The organism is Mycetocola tolaasinivorans, assembly GCF_003667565.1.
GTDB classification, from domain to species: domain Bacteria; phylum Actinomycetota; class Actinomycetes; order Actinomycetales; family Microbacteriaceae; genus Mycetocola; species Mycetocola tolaasinivorans.
In genome coordinates this window covers 1-21,480 of the sequence record NZ_RCUX01000006.1, presented here as the reverse complement: position 1 = coordinate 21,480, position 21,480 = coordinate 1, and the positions used below count along the sequence as shown (strand labels likewise).

The window sequence follows — 21,480 nt, the reverse complement described above, 5'->3', positions numbered from 1 at the left end:
ACTTAGGAGGGGAACAGACGGGGAGAGTGGGGGCCGCCGGCGCGCGTGGAAGGCACGTCGCGCCGGCGGGCGGGAAGGACTACTTGACGGTGAAGCCCTGGGTGGTCGCGTACTCGACGATGGCCTTCTGCCACGCGGTGAGGCCCGCACGCAGGTTCGTACCGTCGGCGATGGCCTTGCCATAGGTTTCGTTGTAGCTCTGGAACACGAAGTCCATGATCGGGAGCCACTGGAAGCCGGTGTCGATCTGGGCGGAGCTGTCGAGGAACACCCGGTTGATCTCCTGATCACCGAAGAACGGCACGGTGTTGGACGCGAAGTCCGGCGCCTCCTGCTGCGCGATTGTCGCGGGGAACTGCGACTGCTCAAACGCCAGCATCTTCGTGGACACCGGATCCTCGTTCAGGAAGCGGGCAAACGCGTAGGCAACCAGCGGGTTCGCGGAGCCCTTCACGATCGAGGTGCCGTTACCACCCCAGTTTGCCGAGCGGGGCTTGCTGGCATCCCACTGCGGCAGCGGGGCCACACGCCAGCTTCCCGCGGTGTTCGCTGCGGTGCCCGAATCGAGGAACACCGGGCCCCAGGCGGCGGTCAGCCACGAGGCGTACTTGCCATTGGCGATGCCCTGGAACCAGGAGTCGGTGAAGTCGTTGGAGTTGTCCACGAGGCCCTTGTCCAGGAGATCCTGGAAGTTATCGGTGACCTTCTGCACCTCGGGGCTGTCAAGGTTCACGGTGATGGTCTTGTCGCCATCAAACCCGAAGGGCTTCGCGCCGGCCTGCCAGAAGTAGCCGATGGTCTGTCCGGCGTTGTTGCCCGGCAGGGTCATGATGTACGAGCCGGTCTCGCGGATCTTCGCGGCCGCATCGGCAAACTCGGTCCAGGTGGCCGGGGGCGTGGTCACGCCGGCGGCGTCGTAGATGTCCTTGCGGTACAGGTTTGCCATGGGGCCGGCGTTGGACGGGAAACCGTAGATTCCCTTTCCGCGGTCCACCTGGCTCCACAGCCACTCGGGGTACTTATCCTTCGACTCGGCCGCACCAAACGCGGTGAGGTCCACCAGGCTGCCGTTGACCGTGAAGCTGTCGAGGAACTGGTACTCGATCATGGCGAGGTCGGGCGCACCCTTACCGGCCTTGATCGCGGTGCGCAGCTTCGCGTACTCATCCGGGCCCTGACCCACGTTGACCACGTTGACGGTGATCTCCGGGTATTTCTCCTGGAACAGCTTTGCCTGCTTTTCGATGCCCGGAGTCCACTGCCAGTAGGTGATCGTGGTGGGCTTCTTCAGTGCTGCCTGAATGTCTTCTTCGGTGTACTTCTGTTCGGATGCCGAGCCGTTTCCGGGGCCGGCCGCACCAGCGGCGCAGCCGGTGAGGGCGAGCGTGCCGGCCAGGGCCAGCGCACCGAGGGTGCGCATCCGAGACGAGATGGAGTTCTTCATTGAATCCTCTTTGGGGTGTGAGCGGGGTATCGCGGGCCTCTCGCGGAGGCCGGATGCGATGGTTTCGGGGATCCGTCGTCCCGATCCGGGCGGGTGGCTCAGACCGGGACGACGGGTGGTACGAGAAACGTGTATCTAGTGCGACTGTAAGAGCCGCGGGCCCCTCCCGATACCGCCCACCACTAAAGAAACCGGAGAACTTTAGTAGGAGGGCAGCTGCTCCACGGCGTCTACCGCGAGCCGCGCACGGTTGCGGATGCGGTGCTCGGCGGGGCCGCTGATCACCAGGATCTCGGCGTCATCTCGCAGATCTACCCGCACCGAATCGGAGGTGACGGTGACGGCTTCCGGAGCAGCCCGCACCCCAAATCCGTTGTCCATGACCCAGAGATTCTCGTCCTCGGAGAGCACCTCGACACCCTCAAACAGTAGGCTCCAGAGGCCGGAATTCTCCCGGTCAAACTCGATTTTTCCGGCCGTGGGGGCGTGAGCCCACAGCTCGATCGAGCCGGCTCCCGCGGCGGTGGGTCCGGAGAGCGTGGAGTAGCCCGCAACGAAGCGCTGAACTCCGTCTCGCTCGCTCACCGAGACGTCCGCAAACCGCGGAATTTCGGGGATCTGAGCGGGGTCGGCGAGGGCGCGCAGACGCAGCACCTCGTAGAAAACGGCGTCGGCAAGCAGGGTCGGGGCGGGGCGGGTGGGATCGGTGCGCGGGGCACTCCAGTGTGCATAATCAATGTCCATGCGGAAGATCGTAAACCCTCCGCAGCACCCATCCGCATCCGCAGAAAGCGAGCACCCCATGACCCGAGTCACCCTGTTTTCGGCCATCGCCCCCTTCGACGACCCGTGGCACAACTTCGCCATCACCTCCGATGAGTTGGAGAAAATGCTGACCGCCCGCGGCTTCGAGGTCGAGCGTCCCGGTACCGTCGCCGAGCTCCCCGCGGCCCTCGAACGAGCCGACCTGTTTGTGGCCAACTGCAGCGCCGATCAGTTCGAGGAGGCGGCCGAGTTTGCGGCCTTTGAGACGGCCCTCGCGGGGCTCCTGGAGCGGGGCGGATCGGTGCTCTCGATGCACGCCTCGCTGCTCGCGTTCCAGGCGGTGCCGCTGTGGGAAAAAACCCTGGGCTGCCGCTGGAATCACCCGGTTTCGATGCACCCGCAGAAGGGCTGGTCGCTGATCCAGTTCACCGCCGAGGAGCACCCCATCAGCGCCGGTTTCACCCCGTTCTCGCTATATGACGAGCGCTACTCCCGCCTGGCCCTGCTGCCCGGCAACACCACGCTCGCATTCCACACGATGGAGGGCGAAACCCACCCGCTGCTGTGGACCCGCGAGGTGGGCTCCGCCCGCATCGTGGTGGACGCCCTGGGCCACGGCCTGGAGTCCTTCGACAGCCCCGAACACCGCGAGCTGATCGAGCGCTCGCTCACCTGGCTGGTACCCGGATCGACCCCGCTGAACACCTCGGCGAGCGCCGCCCACGCGCACTAAAGAAAGGCCACATCAATAGTTCGGCGGTGGTTTACCCCCGCACCCGGCGTGTTTGGATGGTGCCGTCGACCCCGCATCGGTGCGGGGCACGATCAACCGTCTAACGAAGGAGACGCACGGTGACGAAGCCATTTGCTCGGGTTGGTGTGGGAGTGATCGGCGCTGGATTTATCAGCGATCAGTACCTCACAAGCCTCACCTCCTACCCCGATCTGGAGGTGATCACCGTGGGTGATCTCTTCCCGGATCGGGCCGCCGCCCAGGCTGAGAAGTACGGGGTTCCGCACTCCGGTGACGTGGATTCGGTGCTCGCCCACCCCGACGTGGAGATCGTGGTGAACCTCACGGTGCCCGCCGTTCACGCCGAAATCGCCCGCCGCGCACTGGCGCTCGGCAAGCACGTGTGGAACGAAAAGCCGCTGGCCACCAGCCTCGAGGACTCCGCGGCGCTGGTAGCCGAGGCGAACGAGCGCGGGCTGATCCTCGGCTGCGCTCCGGACACCTTCCTCGGCCCCGGCATCCAGACGGCGCTGCGCCTGCTGCGCGAGGGCGCGATCGGCACCCCGCTGACCGCCCACGCGGTGATGCAGAACCCCGGGCCGGACCGCTGGCACCCGGACCCCGCCTTCATCTTCCAGGAGGGCGTGGGCCCGCTGTTTGATATCGGACCGTACTACCTGACCACGCTGATTCAGATCTTCGGCCCGATCGCGGACGTGAGCGCCCTGGCCTCGAAGACCCGCGAGACCCGCACCGTCAAGGTGGGGCCGAAGACCGGTGAGCGATTTGATGTGACCGTCCCGACCCACACCACGGCGCTGCTGAGCTTTGTGGGCGGCGGGCAGGCGCAGGCCACCTTCAGCTATGACACCGAGAAGGTGCGCGAGGGCTTCCTCGAGATCACCGGCACCGAGGGCACCCTGATCGCCTCGGATCCGAACCACTTCGACGGCACCATCACCGTGCTGCGCGAGGACACCCCGGAACCGCGCGTGATCGAGGTTCCCGCCCACGGAGCCGGCCGCGGCCTCGGCGTGCTGGACATTGCGCGCGCCCTGCGCACCGGGTCGCCGGTGCGAGCCACCGGTGCGACCGCGGACTACGTGCTGCGCACGATGGACGTTATCGCGCGTGCGGCCGAGCTGCGCCAGGTGCTGCCGGTGGAGGGCGACGCCGTGGCGGCGGAGCTCATCCCCGAGGGCTGGCTGGGCGAGCTGATCCCCGGCTCCCCCGCGACGAGCGCCTAGTCGCGCAGGGTTCGCGTCCGCATCCGGAATTTCGGGTGCGGACGCGAGCAGCGCCGACGCTAGTCTGGCCGCTAGCCCCGCCGCTAGCCTGGCCGCAGAAACGTGGTGCGCGGCGCGGGTGCCGTGGTGCCCCGCATCTTCAGGCGTGGGCGGGCATCAGCGTAGGCGGCGGGTTCGGCACCCTCGATGGTGCCGAGCAGGTGCCGCGCGGTCTGCGCGCCGAGCGCCAGAACGTCGCGTGACATCGCCGAGATCGGCGGCCAGGCCACCGCGCAGAGCGGGGAGTCATCCCAGGCAATGATCGAGAGCTCCTCGGGAACGCGGATTCCCAGCTCGGCGGCTACGCCCTGCCCGGCGAGCGCCATCAGGTCGTTTTCGTAGACGATCGCCGTGGGCCGGCCCGGGGTAGTGAGCGCCGCCCGAGTGAGCAGGGCACCGGAGCGCGCGGTGAGATCGGAGCGTTCGATGCGCGCCGTAATGCCGCACTCGGCCGCGGTTTCCACCATCGCGCGGTCGCGCAGCCGGGTAAACACGCTCTCGGCCGGGCCGGAAACCCGCAGCACGCTGCGATGGCCCAACTCGTGCAGCTGCAGGATCAGCTCCCGCATCGCGCCGCCATCGTCCACGCTGATCGAGGTGAGCCCACCGGCCACCGCACGATCGGCGACCACGATCGAGGGCAGGGCCCCGGCGCGAGAGAAGTAACCAATGCGGGGATCATCCTGGCGGATATCAACGAGCATCACGCCGTCAACGGTGCCGAGGCGCTGCCAGCGCCGGTAGAGCTCCAACTCGGCATCGAGCGTGCTCACGATCTGCCAGAGCAGACCATAGGAGCGCTTGGAAATCTCGGATTCCACACCCGCAACAAACTGTGCGTAGAACGACTCCACGGCGAGGTTCGGCGCCTTGCGCTCGAGCGCGAACCCGATCACGCCCACCCGCTCGCCCTCGCGGCGGCGGCGTACCCGCGGACGCCAGCCCATCTCCTGTGCCCGCTCCAGGATGCGCTTTCGCGTCTCATCGGAGACCCCGGGACGGTCGTTCAGCGCGAAGGACACCGCACCGTTTGACACCCCGAGGGAGCGCGCAACCTCTTCAATGGTCACGCGTCGGGGAGCGGAAGAAACCTCATCGTCTGTCACGTTCCTAGCGTAGAACACCGCGGGCATGCGGGTGTGCGAGAGCAGGGCACAACGCCCGGCCGCTCCGAAAAGAGAGGGCCGGGCGTTGTGCCCTGCTCGCGGGGTACCTACGCGGTAGCGCTCGCGGCACCCAGGAGCTGCAGCTCGGCCGCGCTGAGCTCGACCCGCAGCGAGTCGACGATCGGGGGCAGCTGCTCGAGTGAACGAGCGCTCGCGATCGGCGCGCCCACGGTGGGCTGCTGGCGCAGCCAGGCGAGCGAGACCGCGGCGACCGAGGTGTCGTGGGCGGCGGAGATCGCATCCAGCGCCTCCAGCACGCGCAGCCCACGCTCGTCGAGGTACTTGGCGGCCTCTCCCGCACGCGGGCTGTCGATCTCGACGCCCGGACGGTACTTACCGCTCAGGAAGCCGCGGGCCAGCGCGAAGTAGGGGAACACCGAGAGGTTGTGGGCGGCGGCGCGCTCGCGCAGGTCGCCCTCGAAGGCACGCTCCACCAGGTTGTAGTGCGGCTGGAGGGCAACCGGGGCGTGCAGGCCGTTCTCGGCCACAATGTTCAGCCACTCGTCGATGCGCTCGGCCGAGTAGTTCGAGATACCGATCGAGCGCACCTTGCCGGAGTCCACCAGCTCGGACAGCGCTCCGACGGTGTCGGCCAGGGGCACGCTCTCGTCATCGAAGTGCGCGTAGTAGAGGTCGATGTGGTCGGTGCCGAGGCGCGCCAGCGACTCATCGGCGGCCAGGCGGATGTTTGCCGGAGCGAGACCCTTGCGGTCGGGCTTGGTGCTGACCTTGGTGGCGATCACGATGTCGTCGCGGCGGCCACGACCCGCGAGCCAGCTGCCGATCACGGTTTCGGATTCGCCGCCGGTGTGTCCGGGGACCCAGGCCGAGTAGCCGTCGGCGGTGTCGATGAAGTTGCCACCACCGGCGACGAACGCGTCGAGGATCGCGTGCGATGTGGGTTCATCGGCGGTCCAGCCGAAGACGTTTCCGCCCAGGGTGATGGGGGCGATTTCGATATCCGAGGTGCCGATGTGAACGCGTTCTGCCGTCATGATTCTCCTCCGAGGATGTTCTGATTCGAGGTTTCCTTGACCCTAACCCCGCCTCATGACAAACCGCTCAACATGACGTTACATTCCGGCGCCGTGACCCCTATGGTGGAAGCTATGACCTCCCCCTCGCTTCTCGTGACCGTACCCGGACAGACCCTCGCCCAGGCCATTGGGGAACTCCCCGATGGCGTCGAGCTCGCCGTGTGGGATCTCAAGACACCGGCACCGGCCGCGCACGTCGACGTGCTGGTGGCCCCCTATCTCGCGCCGAACGTGCCCTTCCCCGGCATTGAGAACGTCACCACCACGCTGATCCAGAGCCAGTCCATCGGGTTCGACGGGGTCGAGGGCACGCTCCCCCCGGGGCGCGTCTATGCGAATGCGGCGAGCGTGCACGAGGCCGCCACCGCCGAGCTCACCCTCGCCCTGCTGCTCGCCGCCCAGCGCGGCATCCCCGAGTCCGTGCTGAACGCACAGACCGGCCTCTGGAAGGGATCACTGACGCCCAGCGTCGCCGACCGCCGCGTCCTGATCGTCGGATATGGCGGTGTGGGGGCGGCCATCGAGGCGCGCCTGGACGGCTTCGAAACGGTGATCACCCGGGTCGCCCGCTCAGCACGGGAAACCCCGTACGGCCCCGTACACGCGCTGAGTGACCTGCCGGCGCTGCTGCCCGAGGCGGAGATCGTCATTCTCGCTGTGCCACTCACCGACGACACCCGCGATCTCGCCGACGCCGCGTTCCTCGCTGCACTGCCGGATCAGGCGCTCGTGGTGAACATCGCCCGCGGCCCGGTGCTCAACACCGCAGCCGCCGTGGCCGAGGCGGAATCCGGCCGGCTGCGCTTTGCGCTGGACGTGACCGACCCCGAGCCGCTGCCTGCCGATCACCCACTGTGGACGCTGCCGAACGTGCTGATCACCCCGCACGTGGGCGGCGCGGCCACCTCGATGATGTCCCGCATGGCCGCCCTGGTCCGTCGCCAGGTCGCGCACCTGCTCGCCGGTGAGCCCGTGGAGAACGTGGTGATCCGCTCCTAACCTCGCCTCGGGCGGGTAAACGCTCGATAACCTTTCGTCCGAATACCCCGCAGGGCGCGTACGTCGTGTTAGTGTTTGTGGTCCGACCACACACGGGGCGCAATGCAGCGCGGCAGAGGGGGATGAAATGGTGGAATCACGAGCATGGCAGGTTGTACTCGAACGCATCGAGCACGATCTACTCTCCGGCACACTGCAGCCCGGCGACCACCTGCCCGGTGAGCGCGCCCTCGCGGCCGATCTGGGCGTGGGCCGCTCGAGCGTGCGCGAGGCACTGCGCGTCCTCGAGGTGCTCGGCCTCATTCGTACTGCGAGCGGATCCGGCCCGCGCTCGGGTGCGATCATCGTTGCTCTACCGAGCGGCGGCATGTCAGCACTCATGCGCCTGCAGGTGGCCGCGCAGGGTTTCAGCGTGGAGGACATCGTCCAGACCCGCCTGATCCTCGAAACCGAAACCGTCTCGCGCCTGGCCGAGAACCCCGATCTACGCACGATTCACACCCCGCGCACCCTGCTCGGGGCGATGGAGTCACAGAACCTCTCCCCCGAGGAGTTCCTCACCCTGGATGCGCAGTTCCACCTGTCACTCACCGAGGCGATGGGGAATCACGTCCTGACCGCCACCATGGCGGGCCTGCGCTCCTCGATCGAGGACTACGTGCGGGCGGGCCTCCCCCGCCTGGCCTCCTGGCCGGCCACCGCGACCCGGCTCCGCCACGAACACCGCGCCCTGGCCGACGCGATTGGTGCGGGCGATGCCGAGCGCGCCCGCAGCGTGATCCACGACCACATCACCGGTTACTACCTCGAAACCGGTCTCGCGGAAGACGTCACCGCCACCCCGGTTCCAGAGCCCGCGAGCTAGCCATTCAATTTTTGACACGACGCATTTGACGCGCCCGTGTCGAGCCGAGAGGATCAGGGTATGTTGTTGCGTCAGCTCATTGGACACACCCTGCGCCGGCTCCGGCTCGCCCAGGGACGCACTCTCGACGAGGTTGCCCGCGCGGCCGGGGTATCGCTCGCGCACCTCTCCTCCATCGAACGCGGGCAGGCGGAGGCGTCCTCCGAGATTATTGACGCGATCTGCCGGGCCCTGGGGATCAGTGTCACCGATCTCCTGGATGTGATGCGGAGCTCTGTGCCATACGAGACCAAGACGGACGTTGCCCTGGCTGCGTAGCTCGATTCTCCCGAGCACGGAATTCACCCTGGGAGCGACGCGCCACCGCTAGCGTGGAGCCATGATTCCCCCACGTGATCTCCTCGAAATTGCTCCCTCGCTGCACCGTCTCCGGATTCCCGATGGTCAGGCACACGCGCTCAACTGCTACATCCTGTGCGAGAACTCCGGCGTCACCCTCATCGACACGGGGTGGGACCACAGCGCACCCCTGATCGAGGCTGCGCTAAACGACCTGGGCCGCACACGCGCGGACGTCACTCGAATCATCCTGACCCACTTCCACGATGATCACGCGGGTGCCGCCGCGGAAATCTCCGGCTGGGGCGAGATCCAGATCATCGCCGGAGCTCCAGAAGCAGCGGTGATCCGCGGCGCGGAAACCGGTCCGTTAGCCCGTCTCACCCCGGCCGAAACCGGCATTCACGCACAGCCCACCGCACCACCCGCGGGGCCTCCCTGCCGCGTGGATGTCGCGGTGACCGACGGAGACCGCCTGGACATCGCCGGCGGTGTTCACATTCTGGCCGCTCCCGGGCACACCCACGGGAGCATCGCACTGCACTTTTTAGCCCTGGATGTAGTCCTGACCGGCGACACCGTGGCGGAATTCTTCGGCGAGGTAATCCTCGGGGTGTTCAACGTTGATCGCGCACGAACCCGGCACTCCGCCGATCGTATCGCCAAGGCCGGGGCAAGCATCGCGGGCTTTGGGCACGGCGAGGCCATCCTGCACGACGCGAGCGCCCTGATCGCGGCGGCCGCCGACCCTTTCGCCGATTAGACGAACCGGCCCAGGCTGGGTTCCGGTCAGGGGGCGGGCACCTACTAATCTCGGCGTAGATCTTTGAGACTCACACGCTGGCCGTCGTCGGCCGCTTTCGCGTCACGATATGCGGCAACGTCCTGGGCGGCCTCGAAGGCTTCGAGCGCCTCCATGTCCGCGACGCTCACGAGTACGGCCGCAAGCCTTCCATTGCGCGTCACCCCGATGCGCTCTCCGGCGTAGCGAGCGCGGCTCAGTACGTCCGAGAGCTGCCCACGCAGCTCACGAGTGGCGATTTCAGTGGTGAGGGAATCCATACGTCAGTTGTAGCGACATGTGCAAATGTGTACACAGTTGATTTTGTGAACCCTGCAGGCCGAGGAATCGGTGCCGACGCGAGCCCGCGTCCCGTGCATGTGGCGCTCCATACCAAAGGAAAACGGAAGAAGCTTTGTTATGCGCGCTGCGCAACAGCGCCGCCACCGCACAGAACGCCGCCGATCAGTTGGTCGAGGCGGGAATGCTCACACAGAACAGCGCCGGTTAAACGAACCAGCCCCTCGACTGGAATCCAGTCGAGGGGCTTCGAATTATAAGTCCGGCGGTGTCCTACTCTCCCACAGGGTCCCCCCTGCAGTACCATCGGCGCAAAGAGCCTTAGCTTCCGGGTTCGGAATGTGACCGGGCGTTTCCCTCTTGCTATGTCCACCGAAACAGCTAATTCGTGGTTATGTGTCTAGTCTACACGCCCGCGGGGGTGCCCGTGACCACGGTGTATTCGGCGGCGTCCAGACCGGAGGCCGCGGCCGCATCCAGGAGCACCGTGACGTTCGGGTGCTGCTGGATCGCCGAGGCGGGAATCTCGGGACTGACCGGCCCGTTAATAGCGCGCGCGACGGCATCTGCCTTGTGCTCGCCGAAGGCCAGGAGGAACAGGTGACCGGCACGCAGAATCGTGCCCACACCCTGCGTGATGGCGTGTCGCGGCACGTCGTCGATGGAGTCGAAGAAGCGTGCGTTGTCCTGCCGGGTCTGCTCGGTGAGCGGCACCTGACGGGTCAGTGAATCGATCGGCGAACCCGGCTCGTTGAAACCGATGTGGCCGTTGGCCCCGATGCCGAGGATCTGCCAGCCCACACCGCCGGCGGCACGAATGGCCTCCTCATAGGCGGCACCCGCCGACTCCAGGGTGTCCGGGTTGCCCGAGGGCACGTGCACACGCTCGGGGTTCAGCCCGAGGGTCTGGGTGACCTCGGCGTCGATGACGTGGTGGTAGCTCTGCTCATGAGCGGGGTCGATGCCCACGTACTCGTCCAGGGCAAAACCACTCACGCTCGACACGTCAATGCCCTCGGTGCGCACCCTTTCGGCGAGCGCCGCGTAGATCGGCAGCGGCGTCGAGCCGGTCGCCAGCCCCAGCACGGTCTCGGGATCGGTCTGAATGGCGCGAGCCAGAATGTCTGCCACATACTCCCCGGCGGCGGCGGGGCCCGCTACTACAAGAACTTCAGTCACGTTATGGAACTCCGATGAGGGCGGCGCCAACGGCGGCCACCGGGTGGTTTTTGGGGATCACGCGGATTCGTTCGCCGAGGCGCAGCGAGGCGAGGAACGGTGAGCTTTCCGCCCACCCGTCCAGTACCTCGTTGACACCGCTCAGGAGCGGTTCACCGAGGCTCGTGACGCCTCCGCCCAGCACCACCGTGCGCACATCCACGCTGAGGGTGAGGATGCGAACCGCGGTGGCCACCCCCTCAAAAAGCAGGGCGCGAATCCGACCGGCCACCGGGTCTCCGGCAGCCGCTGCGGCCATCATATCGTGGACCGGCGAGGTACCGGTGGTCGGCCATTGACGCGCAATAGCCGAGCCCGAAGCGATGGTTTCGAGGCATCCGCGCTGCCCGCAGGAGCAGATCACGCCGGTGGCATCCACGGGGATATGGCCGATCTCTCCGGCCACCCCCGAGCTCCCCCGACGCAGGTGCCCGTCGAGCACGATTCCGGCCGCGAGACCGGTCCCCAGATTGAGGTAGGCGAGGCCGTCGGTGCCCAGCGCGGTATCGGATCCGGTACTCGACACGTATCGGTACGCGCCCACGGCCGCGGCGTTCACGTCGTTTTCCACGGCCACCCGGGTACCGAGCTGCGCGGCAGCCTCGGTTCCCAGCTCGAAGCCGTCGAGGCCGAGATTGACGGCGTGCTCCACTCGGCCGGTGGCCGAGTTCACGGCCCCGGGGATGCCGATCCCGATCGAGTCGAAGCGGTCGGCGGTGATGCCAACCCGGCCCGCGAGCTCGACACTGGATTCCACCACCGAGGCAAGCACCTCGTCACGGCCATATCCGGTGGGGCGGATCAGCTCCGCCACCACCGCATCGTTATCGTCGAGGATCACGGCGGCGGTTTTGGTGCCGCCGACATCGATCCCCAGTCTCATCGGGCGCTCGATTCCGCGGCAAATCCCCCGGCTAACCAGCGCCCGAGGAAGGCCTGACCGGCCAGGCGCGAAGCACCGAGGGTCGCGATCTGCGCGTCGGCGCGATCCGGAGCGGGCCAGCCCATATCCACGGTCACGGGGGCATCGCCACGCTCGCGCAGCGCACGCAGCACGTGCTGAACTCGCTCGCTGCGGTGGTTGTTCTGGCCGAGCAGCACGATGGGTGCCCCCGACGGGATCCCGGCTACCGCGGCATCCAGATCCGCGCCGTCCACGAGGTGGAACACCAGCCCGGCGGCGCGCACGGCGTCATCCTGGGCGGAGTGCGGACCCCAGGGCAGCTGCCCGACGGCGATGTTCGGCACGCCCTCGACCGTCACCACGTGGACGGGTGCCTCGGGGCTCGGGGCGGGCAGCACGGTGCCGGGCTGTACGTCGAAGGTCGCGGCCACGGCCACGGCGCTCGGCCACGCGGTGTCCGGCACCGGCTGAGCGGCCGCGGCAGCGCGCACGGTGCGGCCCTGATCGGCCAGCACCCGCAGGCGCTCGGCGGCCTCGAGTACCCGCTCGGCGGGCAGCGCGCCGGACTCGATCGCCGCGGCCACGTGGGCCTCGATCTCCCCCATCTGCTCATCGGTGTTGTTGCTCCCGATGCACAGCAGGTCGCAGCCCGCGGCGAGCGCCCGCACCGCGGCCTCGGGGATCCCGGTAATGCCGCTGGCACCCTTCATGTCCAGCGCATCGGTCACGATCACGCCGGTGAACCCCAGCTCGCCGCGCAGCAGATCCTGCAGGATGGTGCGCGACAGGGTGGCCGGATGCACCGGATCCACCTGCGGCAGCATAATGTGCGAGGTCATGATGGTGTTGGTACCCGCAGCGATGGCGTCCACAAAGGGAATCAGCTCGCGCTCACGCAGCTCGGCCAGCGACCGATCGATCACCGGCAGCGACAGGTGCGAGTCGTTTTCGGTGTCGCCGTGGCCGGGGAAGTGCTTGGTACTCGCGTCAATGCCGCGGCCCTGTACCCCGCGCACCCAGGCGGCGGTGTGCACGCCCACGGTGGCGGCATCGGTGCCGAAGCTGCGGGTGCCGATCACCGGGTTGTTGGGGTTGGAGTTGATATCGGCATCCGGCGCGAAGGTCATCGTCGCGCCGGCATCGGCGAGCTCATAGCCCACGCGGGCGGCGACGCCCTCGGTGCCCACGGTGTCGTTCAGCCGGCCCAGGATGGCGTTACCCGGGAAGGGCGAACCGGTCTGGTGGTGCAGGCGGGTGACATCGCCACCCTCCTCATCGATGGCGATGACCGCATCCGGGTTGGCATCGAGGATGGCCGCGGTCAGCTCACGCAGCTGGCTCGGTGACTCGATGTTCATCGAGAACAGGCAGACTCCTCCGAGGCCCCCGCGCAGGCGGGCGGCCAACCAGTCCGGCAGCTGCGGGCCGTCAAAGCCCGGCAGCATGGTTGCGGAGATCGCCCGGAGTACCGCCGGGGTCAGGACGGATTCAGACACGGGTTATCCCTTCACGGCACCGGAGACCAGGCCACTGGTCATCCGGCCCTGAACGATCAAGAAGAAGACGATCACGGGGATCGCCATGAGGGTCGAGCCGGCCATGATGGCGGCCCAGTTTGTGGTGCCGGTGAGGGTCTGGAACGTGCGCAGCCACACGGGCAACGTCATCATATCCGGCCGCGAGTTGACCACCAGGGCCAGCAGGAACTCGTTCCACGCCTGGATGAAACCAAACACACCGGTGGCCACGAGGCCCGGGGCGAGCAGCGGGAAGGTGATCTTCCAGAACGCGCCGGAGCGGGAGAGCCCATCGACCATACCGGCCTCCTCGAGCTCCACCGGGATACCGTTCACGAACCCGCGCAGGGTCCAGATGGTAAAGGGAAGCACCGTGGCCACGTACACCAGGGTCAAACCGATGATGGTGTTGAGCAGGTGCCAGCCATCAAGCACCCGGTAGGTCGAGACGATCATCGCCTCGGCCGGGATCATCTGGATGATGAGGATGGTGAGGATGAAGGCCTTGCGGCTCTTGAAGCGGAAGCGCGTCACGGCGAGCGACGCCAGGAACGCAAACACCAGCGCGATGGTCACGGTCAGCAGGGTTACCACGAGGGAGTTACCGAGCGCGGGCAGGAACGGGGTCCGGCCGGGCTCAAACAGCACCGTGTAGTAGTTGCGCAGGGTGAAGTTGTCGGGCCAGAAGTGCAGGGTCGAGGAGCGGATCTCGTTGTTCGGCTGGAACGAGGTGTTGATCATCCAGTACACCGGGAAAACGGCGCAGAGGAAGATAAAGACCGAAATGATGCTCAGCACAACGGTGGTGGTTTTCCGGCGACGGACGGCACCGTTGCCGGCGGTCCTGGACGCGGGCGGGCGGACGCGGGTGGCGGCCGGGGCGAGCGGGGTCTGCGTGGTCACAGCTCCTCCTCCTTGATGCTCTGGCGGACGTAGTACAGCGAGATGGCCATGAGGATGATCACCGTGATCACGGCGATGGCACCACCGATGCCGTACTCGCCACTACCCAGCGAGGTCTGATAGATGTACACGCCGAGCGTGCTGGTCTGTTCCTTGATGCCACCGATACCCTGCAGCGCGTAGATCTGAGTGAACACCCGAAGGTCCCAGATGATTTGCAGGATCGTGATCACCACGAAGATTGACTTCAGGTACGGGAAGACGATCAGGCGGAAGCGCTGCACATAACCGGCACCGTCGAGGGAGGCGGCCTCGAGCACCTCATCGGGCACCTGGGTGAGGCCGGCGTACACGGTGAACGTCACGAACGGGACGGCACCCCAGATCACGATGATCGCCGCGACAAAGAAGAAGGAGACGGGGTTGATCAGCCAGGAGTGCTGCTGGAAATCGAGGCCAAACACGTTGACCAGCACGTTGTTGATCACACCGTAGTCGGTGTCAAAGATCCAGCCCCAGACGATGGTCGCGGTCAGCGCGGGCATTGCCCAGGCCAGCAGCAGACCAACCGACAGCAGGAGACGGAAGAACTTGGTGAGACGCACCATCATCATCGCGATGAGCGTGCCCAGCAGCATGGTGAAGACCACACACACGAGGCAGAACAGGAGCGAGCGGCCGAGGACTTCCCAGAAGGTGGAGTCGGATAGGACCTTCGCATAGTTGCCGAAGCCGATCCACTCCGGCGGGGCACCAAAAACCTGGGCGCGGCCGAACTTCTGGAACGACATGATGATGAGGTTGATCAGCGGCCAGCCGATCACCACCGCAAGGACCGCGAGGGCGGGAACCAGCAGCCCATAGGGCGTCAGCTTCGTTCCGAGTTTTGCCCGCCCGCTGAGCTTGGGCCCGGCGGGCTGTGGAAGCTCGGGTTCCTTGGGTTCGTCTGGCACCCGCGGTCGAGCGCTGTTCAGGGTAGACATACTGGGTCTCTCTTCAGTGAGATGGTGGGGATAGCGACCGGGTAATTCGCGGGGGCGATGCTCTGGAGAAATAGAGTCGGCCGGGGGTGTGTGGTCCCCCGGCCGACCCAGCGTGGGGAGGATCGGTCGCGACGAGCGCCGCGACCGATCCGGTGGCGTTAGCCGTTGAGAACGCCGTCGATCTTCTTGTCGAGCTCCTTGGCGAGCGACTCAACGTCGCCGCCCTGAGCGATCTTCACGAAGAAGTCCTGCAGCAGACCGGCTGCCTCGACGTCTGCCCACTTCGGCGACGGCGGGGTCAGACGAGCCTTACCGGCAGCCTCGGCGGTTGCGGTGGCAACCTCATCGGTGCCGAGTTCCTTGGCCAGCGAGAGCTTCGCGGGAACGAGACCGTTCTTTGCGTAGATGGTCTGGAACTCGTCGCTGAGGATGATCTTCAGCGCCTTGGTTGCCAGCTCCGGGTTCTTCGACTTGTTCGACACGGCGATGTTCGAGCCACCGGCCATGACCGAAGCGGCACCGCCATCCTTACCGGGCAGAGCGTAGACTCCCAGGTTCTCTTCCTGGTCCGGGCAGCCCGGGGTCTCCGAGTCGGCGGGGGCGAGGATCGACCACTTCACCCAGCTGGGCGCCGAGAGCTGCAGCGAGGTTCCATCACAGAAACCAACCTGCGGGTTGTCTTCCTTGCCGTCCTTCGGTGCGCGCGAGGCGTTGACCATGGCGTCCTGAACCTGCTTCAGACCCTCGAGCGAGTTCGCGGTCGAGAAGGCCGAGGACCACTTGCCATCCTTGAACGTGGCCACCTCGCCACCGTTCTCCCAGATGAAGGGGAGGGCGTTGTACCAGTCCTGTCCGGGCCACCAGATACCCGACTTGCCGGCGTTGTCTGCCGCGAGCTTCTTGCCGTTCGATACGTAGTCGGCCAGCGTGGTGGGAACGGTCAGCCCGGCTGCGGAGAGTGCGTCCTTCTTGAAGAACACGAGGCGCGCGCCCGAGTAGAGCGGTGCGGCGTAGAACTTGCCGTCGTAGCTTCCGGCCTCAACGAAGCCGGGCAGCAGGTCCTTGCCACCGAGGGAGTCGAACTCCTTGGTGAGGTCGAGGAAGGCACCGGCCGAGGTGAATGCTGCGGCCTGGGTGTTACCCACCTCAACCACGTCGGGGCTGTCGCTACCCGAGAGGTTGGTGTTGAGCTTGTCCACGAGACCGGTCCAGGACTGCTCCTCGATGATCAGCTTTGATCCCGGGTTTTCCTTCTCGAACGTGGTGGTGAGGTACTCGCGTGCTTCCTTCGGGGTGTCTGTTCCCACGAGCCAAACGCGAATCTTTGCGTCGGCCGCGGGGGCCCCGCTGGATCCCGGATCGCCGTTGCTGGCGCAGCTGGTCAGAGCCAGGGCCGACGCGGCCACGAGGGCCAGTACTCCCAGTTTCTTCTTCATGATGCGTTCCTTTAACAATTGGTGTGACGAGGTGATCATGTGATCGTTCTCGGGGTCTCGGCTATGAAACCCCAAGCTGTCCGGAGAGGACAAGGACGGCCGCGCCGCGCAGGACGATGTCCTGGCCGAGCGCGGTCATTCGCAGCGTCAGTTCAGCGTGAATATCACTGATTGTGCGCTGACGGATGGTCTCGAGGACGGCGGTTGCAAACGCACCTTCGAGAAGTTCTGTGGGCCCGCTGAGCACGATCTCGGCGAGGTTGAGGACGCCCACTACCGGGGCGAGGGCGATGCCCAGGCGCTCTCCGGCGGCGGCGAGGAGGGCCTGTGCTTCGGCCGGGGTGGCGGCGGATTCCAGCTGTTCGGCGAGGCGGCCGGCGGCCACCCAGGCCTCGACACAGCCGTCCTTACCGCATGCGCAACGCGGGCCACCATCGGTGCCCACCACGACGTGACCGATTTCACCGGCGGCCGCACGGCTGCCCGAAACGGGAACGCCGTCGACGATCAGCCCGGCACCAACACCGGCACCAATCTGAATCAGGATCAGGTCGTTTGCGGCGTTTTGGCTGCCGAAGGCGTGCTCGGCGAGCACCGCGGTGTTGGCGTCGTTGGCGACGGTCACGGGCAGGGCGAAGCGGGCCTCGAGCAGGTCCCGCAGCGGCAGGTCGTGCCATCCCAGGTTGGGGGCGGTGCGGATGCGGCCGTTGCCGTCAACCACACCGGGGCTGCCCACGCCGATGCCGAGGATCGGTGCCGAGCGATCGGCGATCAGCCCATCGACGAGGGAGTAGACGATTTCCAGGGCGTCGTCACCGACGGCGGAGCCGCGGGGGTGCGAGGCGCGTTCGATGATGGCCCCGCTGAGGTCGAAGCGGGCGGCGTGGAACGCGACCTTGTCGGAGAGATCCATGCCGATGAGGTGGAACGCGTTCACGTTGAGCGAGAGCAGGGTAGCGGGCTTGCCCGGGCGGGCTGCCTCGCGCTGACCGAGTTCGGCGATCAGGCCCTCCCCGATCAGCTCGGCAACGAGGTCGGAGATCGTGACGCGGGTGAGACCGGTGCTGCGCGCGATGTCTGCGCGGCTGAGCCCCTCGGTGCGGTAGAGCTGCTGGAGAACGAGGGAGCGGTTGTGGCTGCGTGCGTGCTCGGGCAGCGCCTTTGCAGTGGGCCGAAGCCCGCGCACGGCGGTGCCGCTACGAGGCACGCGCCCCGTCGCTACGTTGCGATCGGTGTCAACTCCCTGAGTCATGTTTGTTAGTAAAGCTTACGAACAAACTAAGCGCAAGCAATTTTGGGGTGAACGTGACAAAAACGTTACCGACGGTAAGGGTGTTCCGGCCGCCACCCGGGCGACCGGAACACGCCGCCGAGCCTAGTTCAGCGCGATCTTCTTTCCGCTTCCCCAGACCGAATTCGACACCGTCAGCGTGGCAAGTTCGGCGTCCGCCGGCAGGTCAAAAATCACCGATCCGGTGACGGCGTTTCCCGGGTTGATCTCGGAAATCCAGGTGTCTGCCGATGCCGTGTCATAGATCGTGGCGCTACTGTCCGCGTTAAAGCTCCGCCCCTGCGAGTCCTCCACCTTGAGGTAGTTCACGAGGAAGGTCTCGGGATTATTTCCCACGTTCTTAACTGACAGCGCAACGCGCACAAATCGGCCCTGGGCGGTCGCCGAGAGATACTGGCCGCCGACGCTGGCACCGGCCTCTTCCACTCCCGTCACGGTGAACTCCATGGATCCGGCGGTCACCGGGGTGCCGATCGCGGGAAGATCCTTGCCCGGCGCTTCCTTGGCCGGTTCCTCCTTCGCCGGTTCCTCGGCCCCCGATTCCTGAGCGGCGGGTTCCCCAGCCGCCGGGGTCTTCACGGCCACGACACCATCGCCCTTCGATCCGCCACCCGCGGCGACGCTGGCCACCACGATGATCGCCCCCACAATGCCCAGCACGGTGAGCACCTTGTGCCGGGCAAACCAGCTGCGCTTCTTCACCGGCGGCAGGGCCTGGTGCTGCGGTTCCGGGGCATAGATGGGGTTCTGGGGAGTGCTCATGGTTGCTGTGTCCTTCGAGTCGGGTGCGCCGCTATTCGAGCGGGTCGCCGGGCCGCGAATCGACCCGAGACCCAGATAACCAGTGCGAGGCACCCGCGCGCTCCCGCCAAACGGGCCGATGTCTCCCGCCGTTTGGGGGGATTCTCCGCGGTATTCGCTCCCCCCGCTTGGCGGCCGCGGCGCACGGCTGCCCTGCCCTACGATGAAGGGCATGACCTCTCCCCTGCCTCCGGGCTCGCACCCTGGAGCCCCCAACACGCAGGGATACGTGCCTCCTCACCCCGGTTTTGGCGCGCCCGCTCACGATGCGTTCCCCACGCTTCCGCCCGGATACGCCACCCTGCCGGCGCAGGGTGGACAGCCCGCGCTGATCAGCGTTCGGGGGAGCACCCAAGCCCCGACGGGAGCACCTTCGCGCCAGGGCCAGCCCGCGCGCGCTCCCGGCCGGCAGTTTCGTCGTATTCGTCGAGGCACTGCCACGACCACGTGGGTGTGGGTCAGCCTGTTCTTTGCGCTGACGCCCGTGGTGCAGCACTCGGGTGGCGTGGAAGCGGGCGCGCCCGGCACAAACGCGGTGATTACCGCGGCCGCGGGAATCTCCGCGTTCCTCGCCGTGGGGCTGTCGATCCTTCTGATCTGGCGTTTTCGCTACCCCTTCCTCGTCACCGCACTGGGTGCGGGACTCGCGATCCTGCTGCCCGCCACCCCACTCCCCGCGCTAATCGGCCTCGTCTCGGTACTGCGCTTCCGCCGGGGAAAGTGGGTGTGGATTCTGACCGCTGCGGTAACGCTCGCCTGCACGGTGTCTGCGTACTGGGATTCCCGCGCGGTGCCCACATCCCTCACGGCGAGCTTTTTGGGGAGGGATGCACCCTACGCCGAGGTCCAGGCGGCCCTGCCGTGGCTACTCCCCGCGGTAACGCTCGTCATGGTTTTGCCGTTTGTCTCCGCGGGGCTGGTCCTGCGCGCGCGCACCGAACGCGATGTGGCACTCACGGAGGTCGTGGATACCCGCGGCCGCGCTGCCACCCTCAGCGATGAGGTCACCCGGCAGCGTGAGCGCCAGGAGGTGGCCCGAGAGATTCACGACACCCTCGCCTCGAGGCTTTCCACGCTCTCCCTGCATGCCGGGGCGCTGGAGGTCAACGCACGGGAGAGCGATGCCGCCCTCGCCGGTGCCGCAAGCGTGGTGCGGGAGTCCGCTCAGCGTTCCCTCGATGATCTGCGACACGTTGTGGACGTGCTGCGTGACCCCTCGCCGGGCACGCGCGTCGCCGGCGGACGCACCTCCCTCGCGGATCTCCCCGACCTCATCGAGGCCGCCGAGGCGCTGCCGGGAGGAATCGTCTCCAACGTCTTTCTGTCCGATGCCGCGGGCTGTGATCCGCGCGTCGCCCACGCCTGCTATCGGATCGTTCAGGAGGCCCTCGCCAATGCGCGCCGACACGCTCCCGGGCAGACGGTCTCACTGTCCCTGCGTGGGGGCCCGGGGAGCGGGCTCACCCTCACACTGACCAATCCATGCCCAGCGGGGCTCACACCCACGTCGGTGGGCGGCGGTCACGGTATCACCGGGATGACCGAACGAGCGCAGCTCCTGGGTGGAACGCTCACCGCGCGTACCGATGACGGCGGCGTTTTTGGCATCTTCGCCTGGCTGCCCTGGATTCCGCCGGAGGTTCCGGCCGGGCAGGCGACACCCGCCCCCTAGAATCGAGGGGTGACTTCCGCCAGCGTTTCCGCACCCTCGGGTGTGCCCCACATCAGCGTCCTCGTTGTCGATGACGACCCGTTTGTGCACACCGGGGTTGGCAGCATCCTCCAGGCCACTCCCGATATTCGTGTCGTGGGGACCAGGCTGGACGGTGCCGAGCTCATGGCTGCCTGTGCGCAGCTCACGCCCGATGTAGTCCTCATCGACGTCCGGATGCCCGGTATCGATGGGGTCGCCGCGGTCACGATCGCGCAGGGTCTTCCCGTTTCCCCGCAGTTTGTCATGATGACCTCGTTTGACGACGGCCCCCGAGTGGTTGAGGCCATCGCCGCGGGCGCCGCGGGATTCATCCTGAAATCCGATGGACCGGACGCGATCACCTCGGCCATCCGCGGGGTTGCTCGCGGCGAGACCGCGCTCTCCCCGCGCAGCGCCGCACACCTGGCCGACTGGGTACGCGCCGGCGGCGCCGGCGCTCCGCAGGAGCGGGCTCGTCAGAGCGTTGAGCTGCTCTCACCCCGCGAACGCGACGTCGCCTTCGCACTGCTGGACGGCTCTGCCAACGCGGAGATCGCCCGACGCCTGTTTGTCGCGGACTCCACGGTCAAGTCAACGCTGCAGGACATTCAGCTGAAGCTCGGCGCTCGTAACCGTACCGAGATCGCGGTGATCGTGGCGCGTTCTGGGTTGGACGCGTGAGCCCGGTTAAACAGTAAAAGCCTCACCCTCCAGGCAAGACCACAACACACACAACACACACCCCACACACACGCTCTCTGGGCAAGGCACAGCCGCGCCAACCCACCCCACACCCACGCAACACCCCACCCGCCATACAGGTGCGGGTTAAACAAGAAAAACCCCGACCTCGAAAGGCCAGGGCTTAAACCTGCAACACACAAAGTGTTGTAAAGAAGTCCGGCGGTGACTTACTCTCCCACAGGGTCCCCCCTGCAGTACCATCAGCGCAAAGAGCCTTAGCTTCCGGGTTCGGAATGTAACCGGGCGTTTCCCTCTTGCTATAACCACCGAAACAC

Annotated in this window: 21 protein-coding genes and 2 rRNA genes; 8 read left to right on the top strand and 15 right to left on the bottom strand. The window is 66.6% G+C overall.

Annotated elements, in window-relative coordinates; translation table 11 throughout:
* Window positions 1-79: 79 nt before the first annotated feature.
* Together D9V32_RS08455 and D9V32_RS08450 are read right to left on the bottom strand one after the other, a co-directional pair.
* Window positions 80-1,444, bottom strand: a complete 1,365-nt coding sequence (locus D9V32_RS08455; protein ID WP_121648476.1) for an ABC transporter substrate-binding protein — start codon at window positions 1,442-1,444, stop codon at window positions 80-82.
* Window positions 1,445-1,645: 201 nt separating this feature from the next.
* Window positions 1,646-2,188, bottom strand: coding sequence for a hypothetical protein (locus tag D9V32_RS08450; RefSeq protein ID WP_147440433.1), 543 nt, complete (start codon window positions 2,186-2,188; stop codon window positions 1,646-1,648).
* Window positions 2,189-2,246: 58 nt separating this feature from the next.
* Between D9V32_RS08450 and D9V32_RS08445 the strand changes: the two genes are divergently transcribed.
* Window positions 2,247-2,942, top strand: coding sequence for a ThuA domain-containing protein (locus D9V32_RS08445; protein ID WP_183086244.1), 696 nt, complete (start codon window positions 2,247-2,249; stop codon window positions 2,940-2,942).
* A gap of 119 nt (window positions 2,943-3,061) precedes the next feature.
* Entirely contained in the window at window positions 3,062-4,189 is a 1,128-nt protein-coding gene (locus tag D9V32_RS08440; RefSeq protein WP_121648473.1) for a Gfo/Idh/MocA family protein, read from the top strand.
* An 83-nt stretch (window positions 4,190-4,272) separates the two neighbouring features.
* Here D9V32_RS08440 and D9V32_RS08435 read toward each other — a convergent pair whose 3' ends face one another.
* Window positions 4,273-5,334 carry a LacI family DNA-binding transcriptional regulator gene (locus tag D9V32_RS08435; RefSeq protein ID WP_183086243.1) on the bottom strand — a complete coding sequence of 354 codons (1,062 nt, stop codon included), beginning with the start codon at window positions 5,332-5,334 and terminating at the stop codon, window positions 4,273-4,275.
* Window positions 5,335-5,441: 107 nt separating this feature from the next.
* Window positions 5,442-6,389: an aldo/keto reductase gene (locus tag D9V32_RS08430; protein WP_121648471.1), complete on the bottom strand. Its 948-nt coding sequence runs from the start codon at window positions 6,387-6,389 to the stop codon at window positions 5,442-5,444.
* A 114-nt stretch (window positions 6,390-6,503) separates the two neighbouring features.
* Between D9V32_RS08430 and D9V32_RS08425 the strand changes: the two genes are divergently transcribed.
* From D9V32_RS08425 to D9V32_RS08410, 4 genes are all read left to right on the top strand, one after another.
* On the top strand, window positions 6,504-7,430 hold the full coding sequence (locus D9V32_RS08425) for an NAD(P)-dependent oxidoreductase (RefSeq protein ID WP_121648470.1): 927 nt from the start codon (window positions 6,504-6,506) through the stop codon (window positions 7,428-7,430).
* Window positions 7,431-7,557: 127 nt separating this feature from the next.
* Window positions 7,558-8,295 (top strand): FadR/GntR family transcriptional regulator, encoded by a 738-nt coding sequence (locus D9V32_RS08420; protein ID WP_121648469.1) that lies wholly within the window; start codon window positions 7,558-7,560, stop codon window positions 8,293-8,295.
* Window positions 8,296-8,355: 60 nt separating this feature from the next.
* Window positions 8,356-8,613: a helix-turn-helix domain-containing protein gene (locus D9V32_RS08415; protein WP_121648468.1), complete on the top strand. Its 258-nt coding sequence runs from the start codon at window positions 8,356-8,358 to the stop codon at window positions 8,611-8,613.
* A gap of 61 nt (window positions 8,614-8,674) precedes the next feature.
* On the top strand, window positions 8,675-9,397 hold the full coding sequence (locus D9V32_RS08410; protein WP_121648467.1) for an MBL fold metallo-hydrolase: 723 nt from the start codon (window positions 8,675-8,677) through the stop codon (window positions 9,395-9,397).
* Between the two features lie 44 nt (window positions 9,398-9,441).
* Here D9V32_RS08410 and D9V32_RS08405 read toward each other — a convergent pair whose 3' ends face one another.
* The 10 genes from D9V32_RS08405 to D9V32_RS08360 all read right to left on the bottom strand — a co-directional run bounded on the left by D9V32_RS08405 (window position 9,442) and on the right by D9V32_RS08360 (window position 18,729).
* A complete protein-coding gene (locus tag D9V32_RS08405) occupies window positions 9,442-9,696 on the bottom strand; it encodes a type II toxin-antitoxin system Phd/YefM family antitoxin (RefSeq protein WP_121648466.1) in 255 nt (84 codons plus the stop codon).
* Between the two features lie 279 nt (window positions 9,697-9,975).
* Window positions 9,976-10,092 (bottom strand): 5S ribosomal RNA (rrf, locus tag D9V32_RS08400).
* Between the two features lie 28 nt (window positions 10,093-10,120).
* Window positions 10,121-10,894: a glucosamine-6-phosphate deaminase gene (locus tag D9V32_RS08395; protein ID WP_121648465.1), complete on the bottom strand. Its 774-nt coding sequence runs from the start codon at window positions 10,892-10,894 to the stop codon at window positions 10,121-10,123.
* Between the two features lies 1 nt (window position 10,895).
* Window positions 10,896-11,816, bottom strand: a complete 921-nt coding sequence (locus tag D9V32_RS08390) for an ROK family protein (protein WP_121648464.1) — start codon at window positions 11,814-11,816, stop codon at window positions 10,896-10,898.
* Window positions 11,813-13,333 carry a glycoside hydrolase family 3 protein gene (locus D9V32_RS08385; RefSeq protein ID WP_245982195.1) on the bottom strand — a complete coding sequence of 507 codons (1,521 nt, stop codon included), beginning with the start codon at window positions 13,331-13,333 and terminating at the stop codon, window positions 11,813-11,815. The genes D9V32_RS08390 and D9V32_RS08385 overlap by 4 nt, the downstream gene beginning before the upstream one ends.
* Window positions 13,334-13,336: 3 nt before the next feature.
* Window positions 13,337-14,257 carry a carbohydrate ABC transporter permease gene (locus tag D9V32_RS08380; RefSeq protein WP_183086242.1) on the bottom strand — a complete coding sequence of 307 codons (921 nt, stop codon included), beginning with the start codon at window positions 14,255-14,257 and terminating at the stop codon, window positions 13,337-13,339.
* Complete coding sequence (locus D9V32_RS08375; protein ID WP_121648463.1) at window positions 14,254-15,240, bottom strand: carbohydrate ABC transporter permease; 987 nt, start codon at window positions 15,238-15,240, stop codon at window positions 14,254-14,256. The genes D9V32_RS08380 and D9V32_RS08375 overlap by 4 nt, the downstream gene beginning before the upstream one ends.
* A gap of 158 nt (window positions 15,241-15,398) precedes the next feature.
* Window positions 15,399-16,676 carry an extracellular solute-binding protein gene (locus D9V32_RS08370; protein ID WP_121648462.1) on the bottom strand — a complete coding sequence of 426 codons (1,278 nt, stop codon included), beginning with the start codon at window positions 16,674-16,676 and terminating at the stop codon, window positions 15,399-15,401.
* Between the two features lie 61 nt (window positions 16,677-16,737).
* On the bottom strand, window positions 16,738-17,928 hold the full coding sequence (locus D9V32_RS08365) for an ROK family transcriptional regulator (RefSeq protein WP_121648461.1): 1,191 nt from the start codon (window positions 17,926-17,928) through the stop codon (window positions 16,738-16,740).
* Between the two features lie 123 nt (window positions 17,929-18,051).
* Window positions 18,052-18,729 (bottom strand): DUF4352 domain-containing protein, encoded by a 678-nt coding sequence (locus D9V32_RS08360; protein WP_183086241.1) that lies wholly within the window; start codon window positions 18,727-18,729, stop codon window positions 18,052-18,054.
* Between the two features lie 211 nt (window positions 18,730-18,940).
* On the opposite strand from D9V32_RS08360, the gene D9V32_RS08355 reads away from it, so the two are divergent.
* Both D9V32_RS08355 and D9V32_RS08350 read left to right on the top strand, forming a co-directional pair.
* Window positions 18,941-20,440, top strand: coding sequence for a sensor histidine kinase (locus D9V32_RS08355; RefSeq protein ID WP_183086240.1), 1,500 nt, complete (start codon window positions 18,941-18,943; stop codon window positions 20,438-20,440).
* A 9-nt stretch (window positions 20,441-20,449) separates the two neighbouring features.
* Window positions 20,450-21,142, top strand: a complete 693-nt coding sequence (locus D9V32_RS08350; protein ID WP_121648459.1) for a response regulator — start codon at window positions 20,450-20,452, stop codon at window positions 21,140-21,142.
* Between the two features lie 217 nt (window positions 21,143-21,359).
* Here the strand turns inward: D9V32_RS08350 and rrf (D9V32_RS08345) are convergent.
* Window positions 21,360-21,476: ribosomal RNA gene (gene rrf / locus D9V32_RS08345) — 5S ribosomal RNA — on the bottom strand.
* Window positions 21,477-21,480 lie beyond the last annotated feature (4 nt).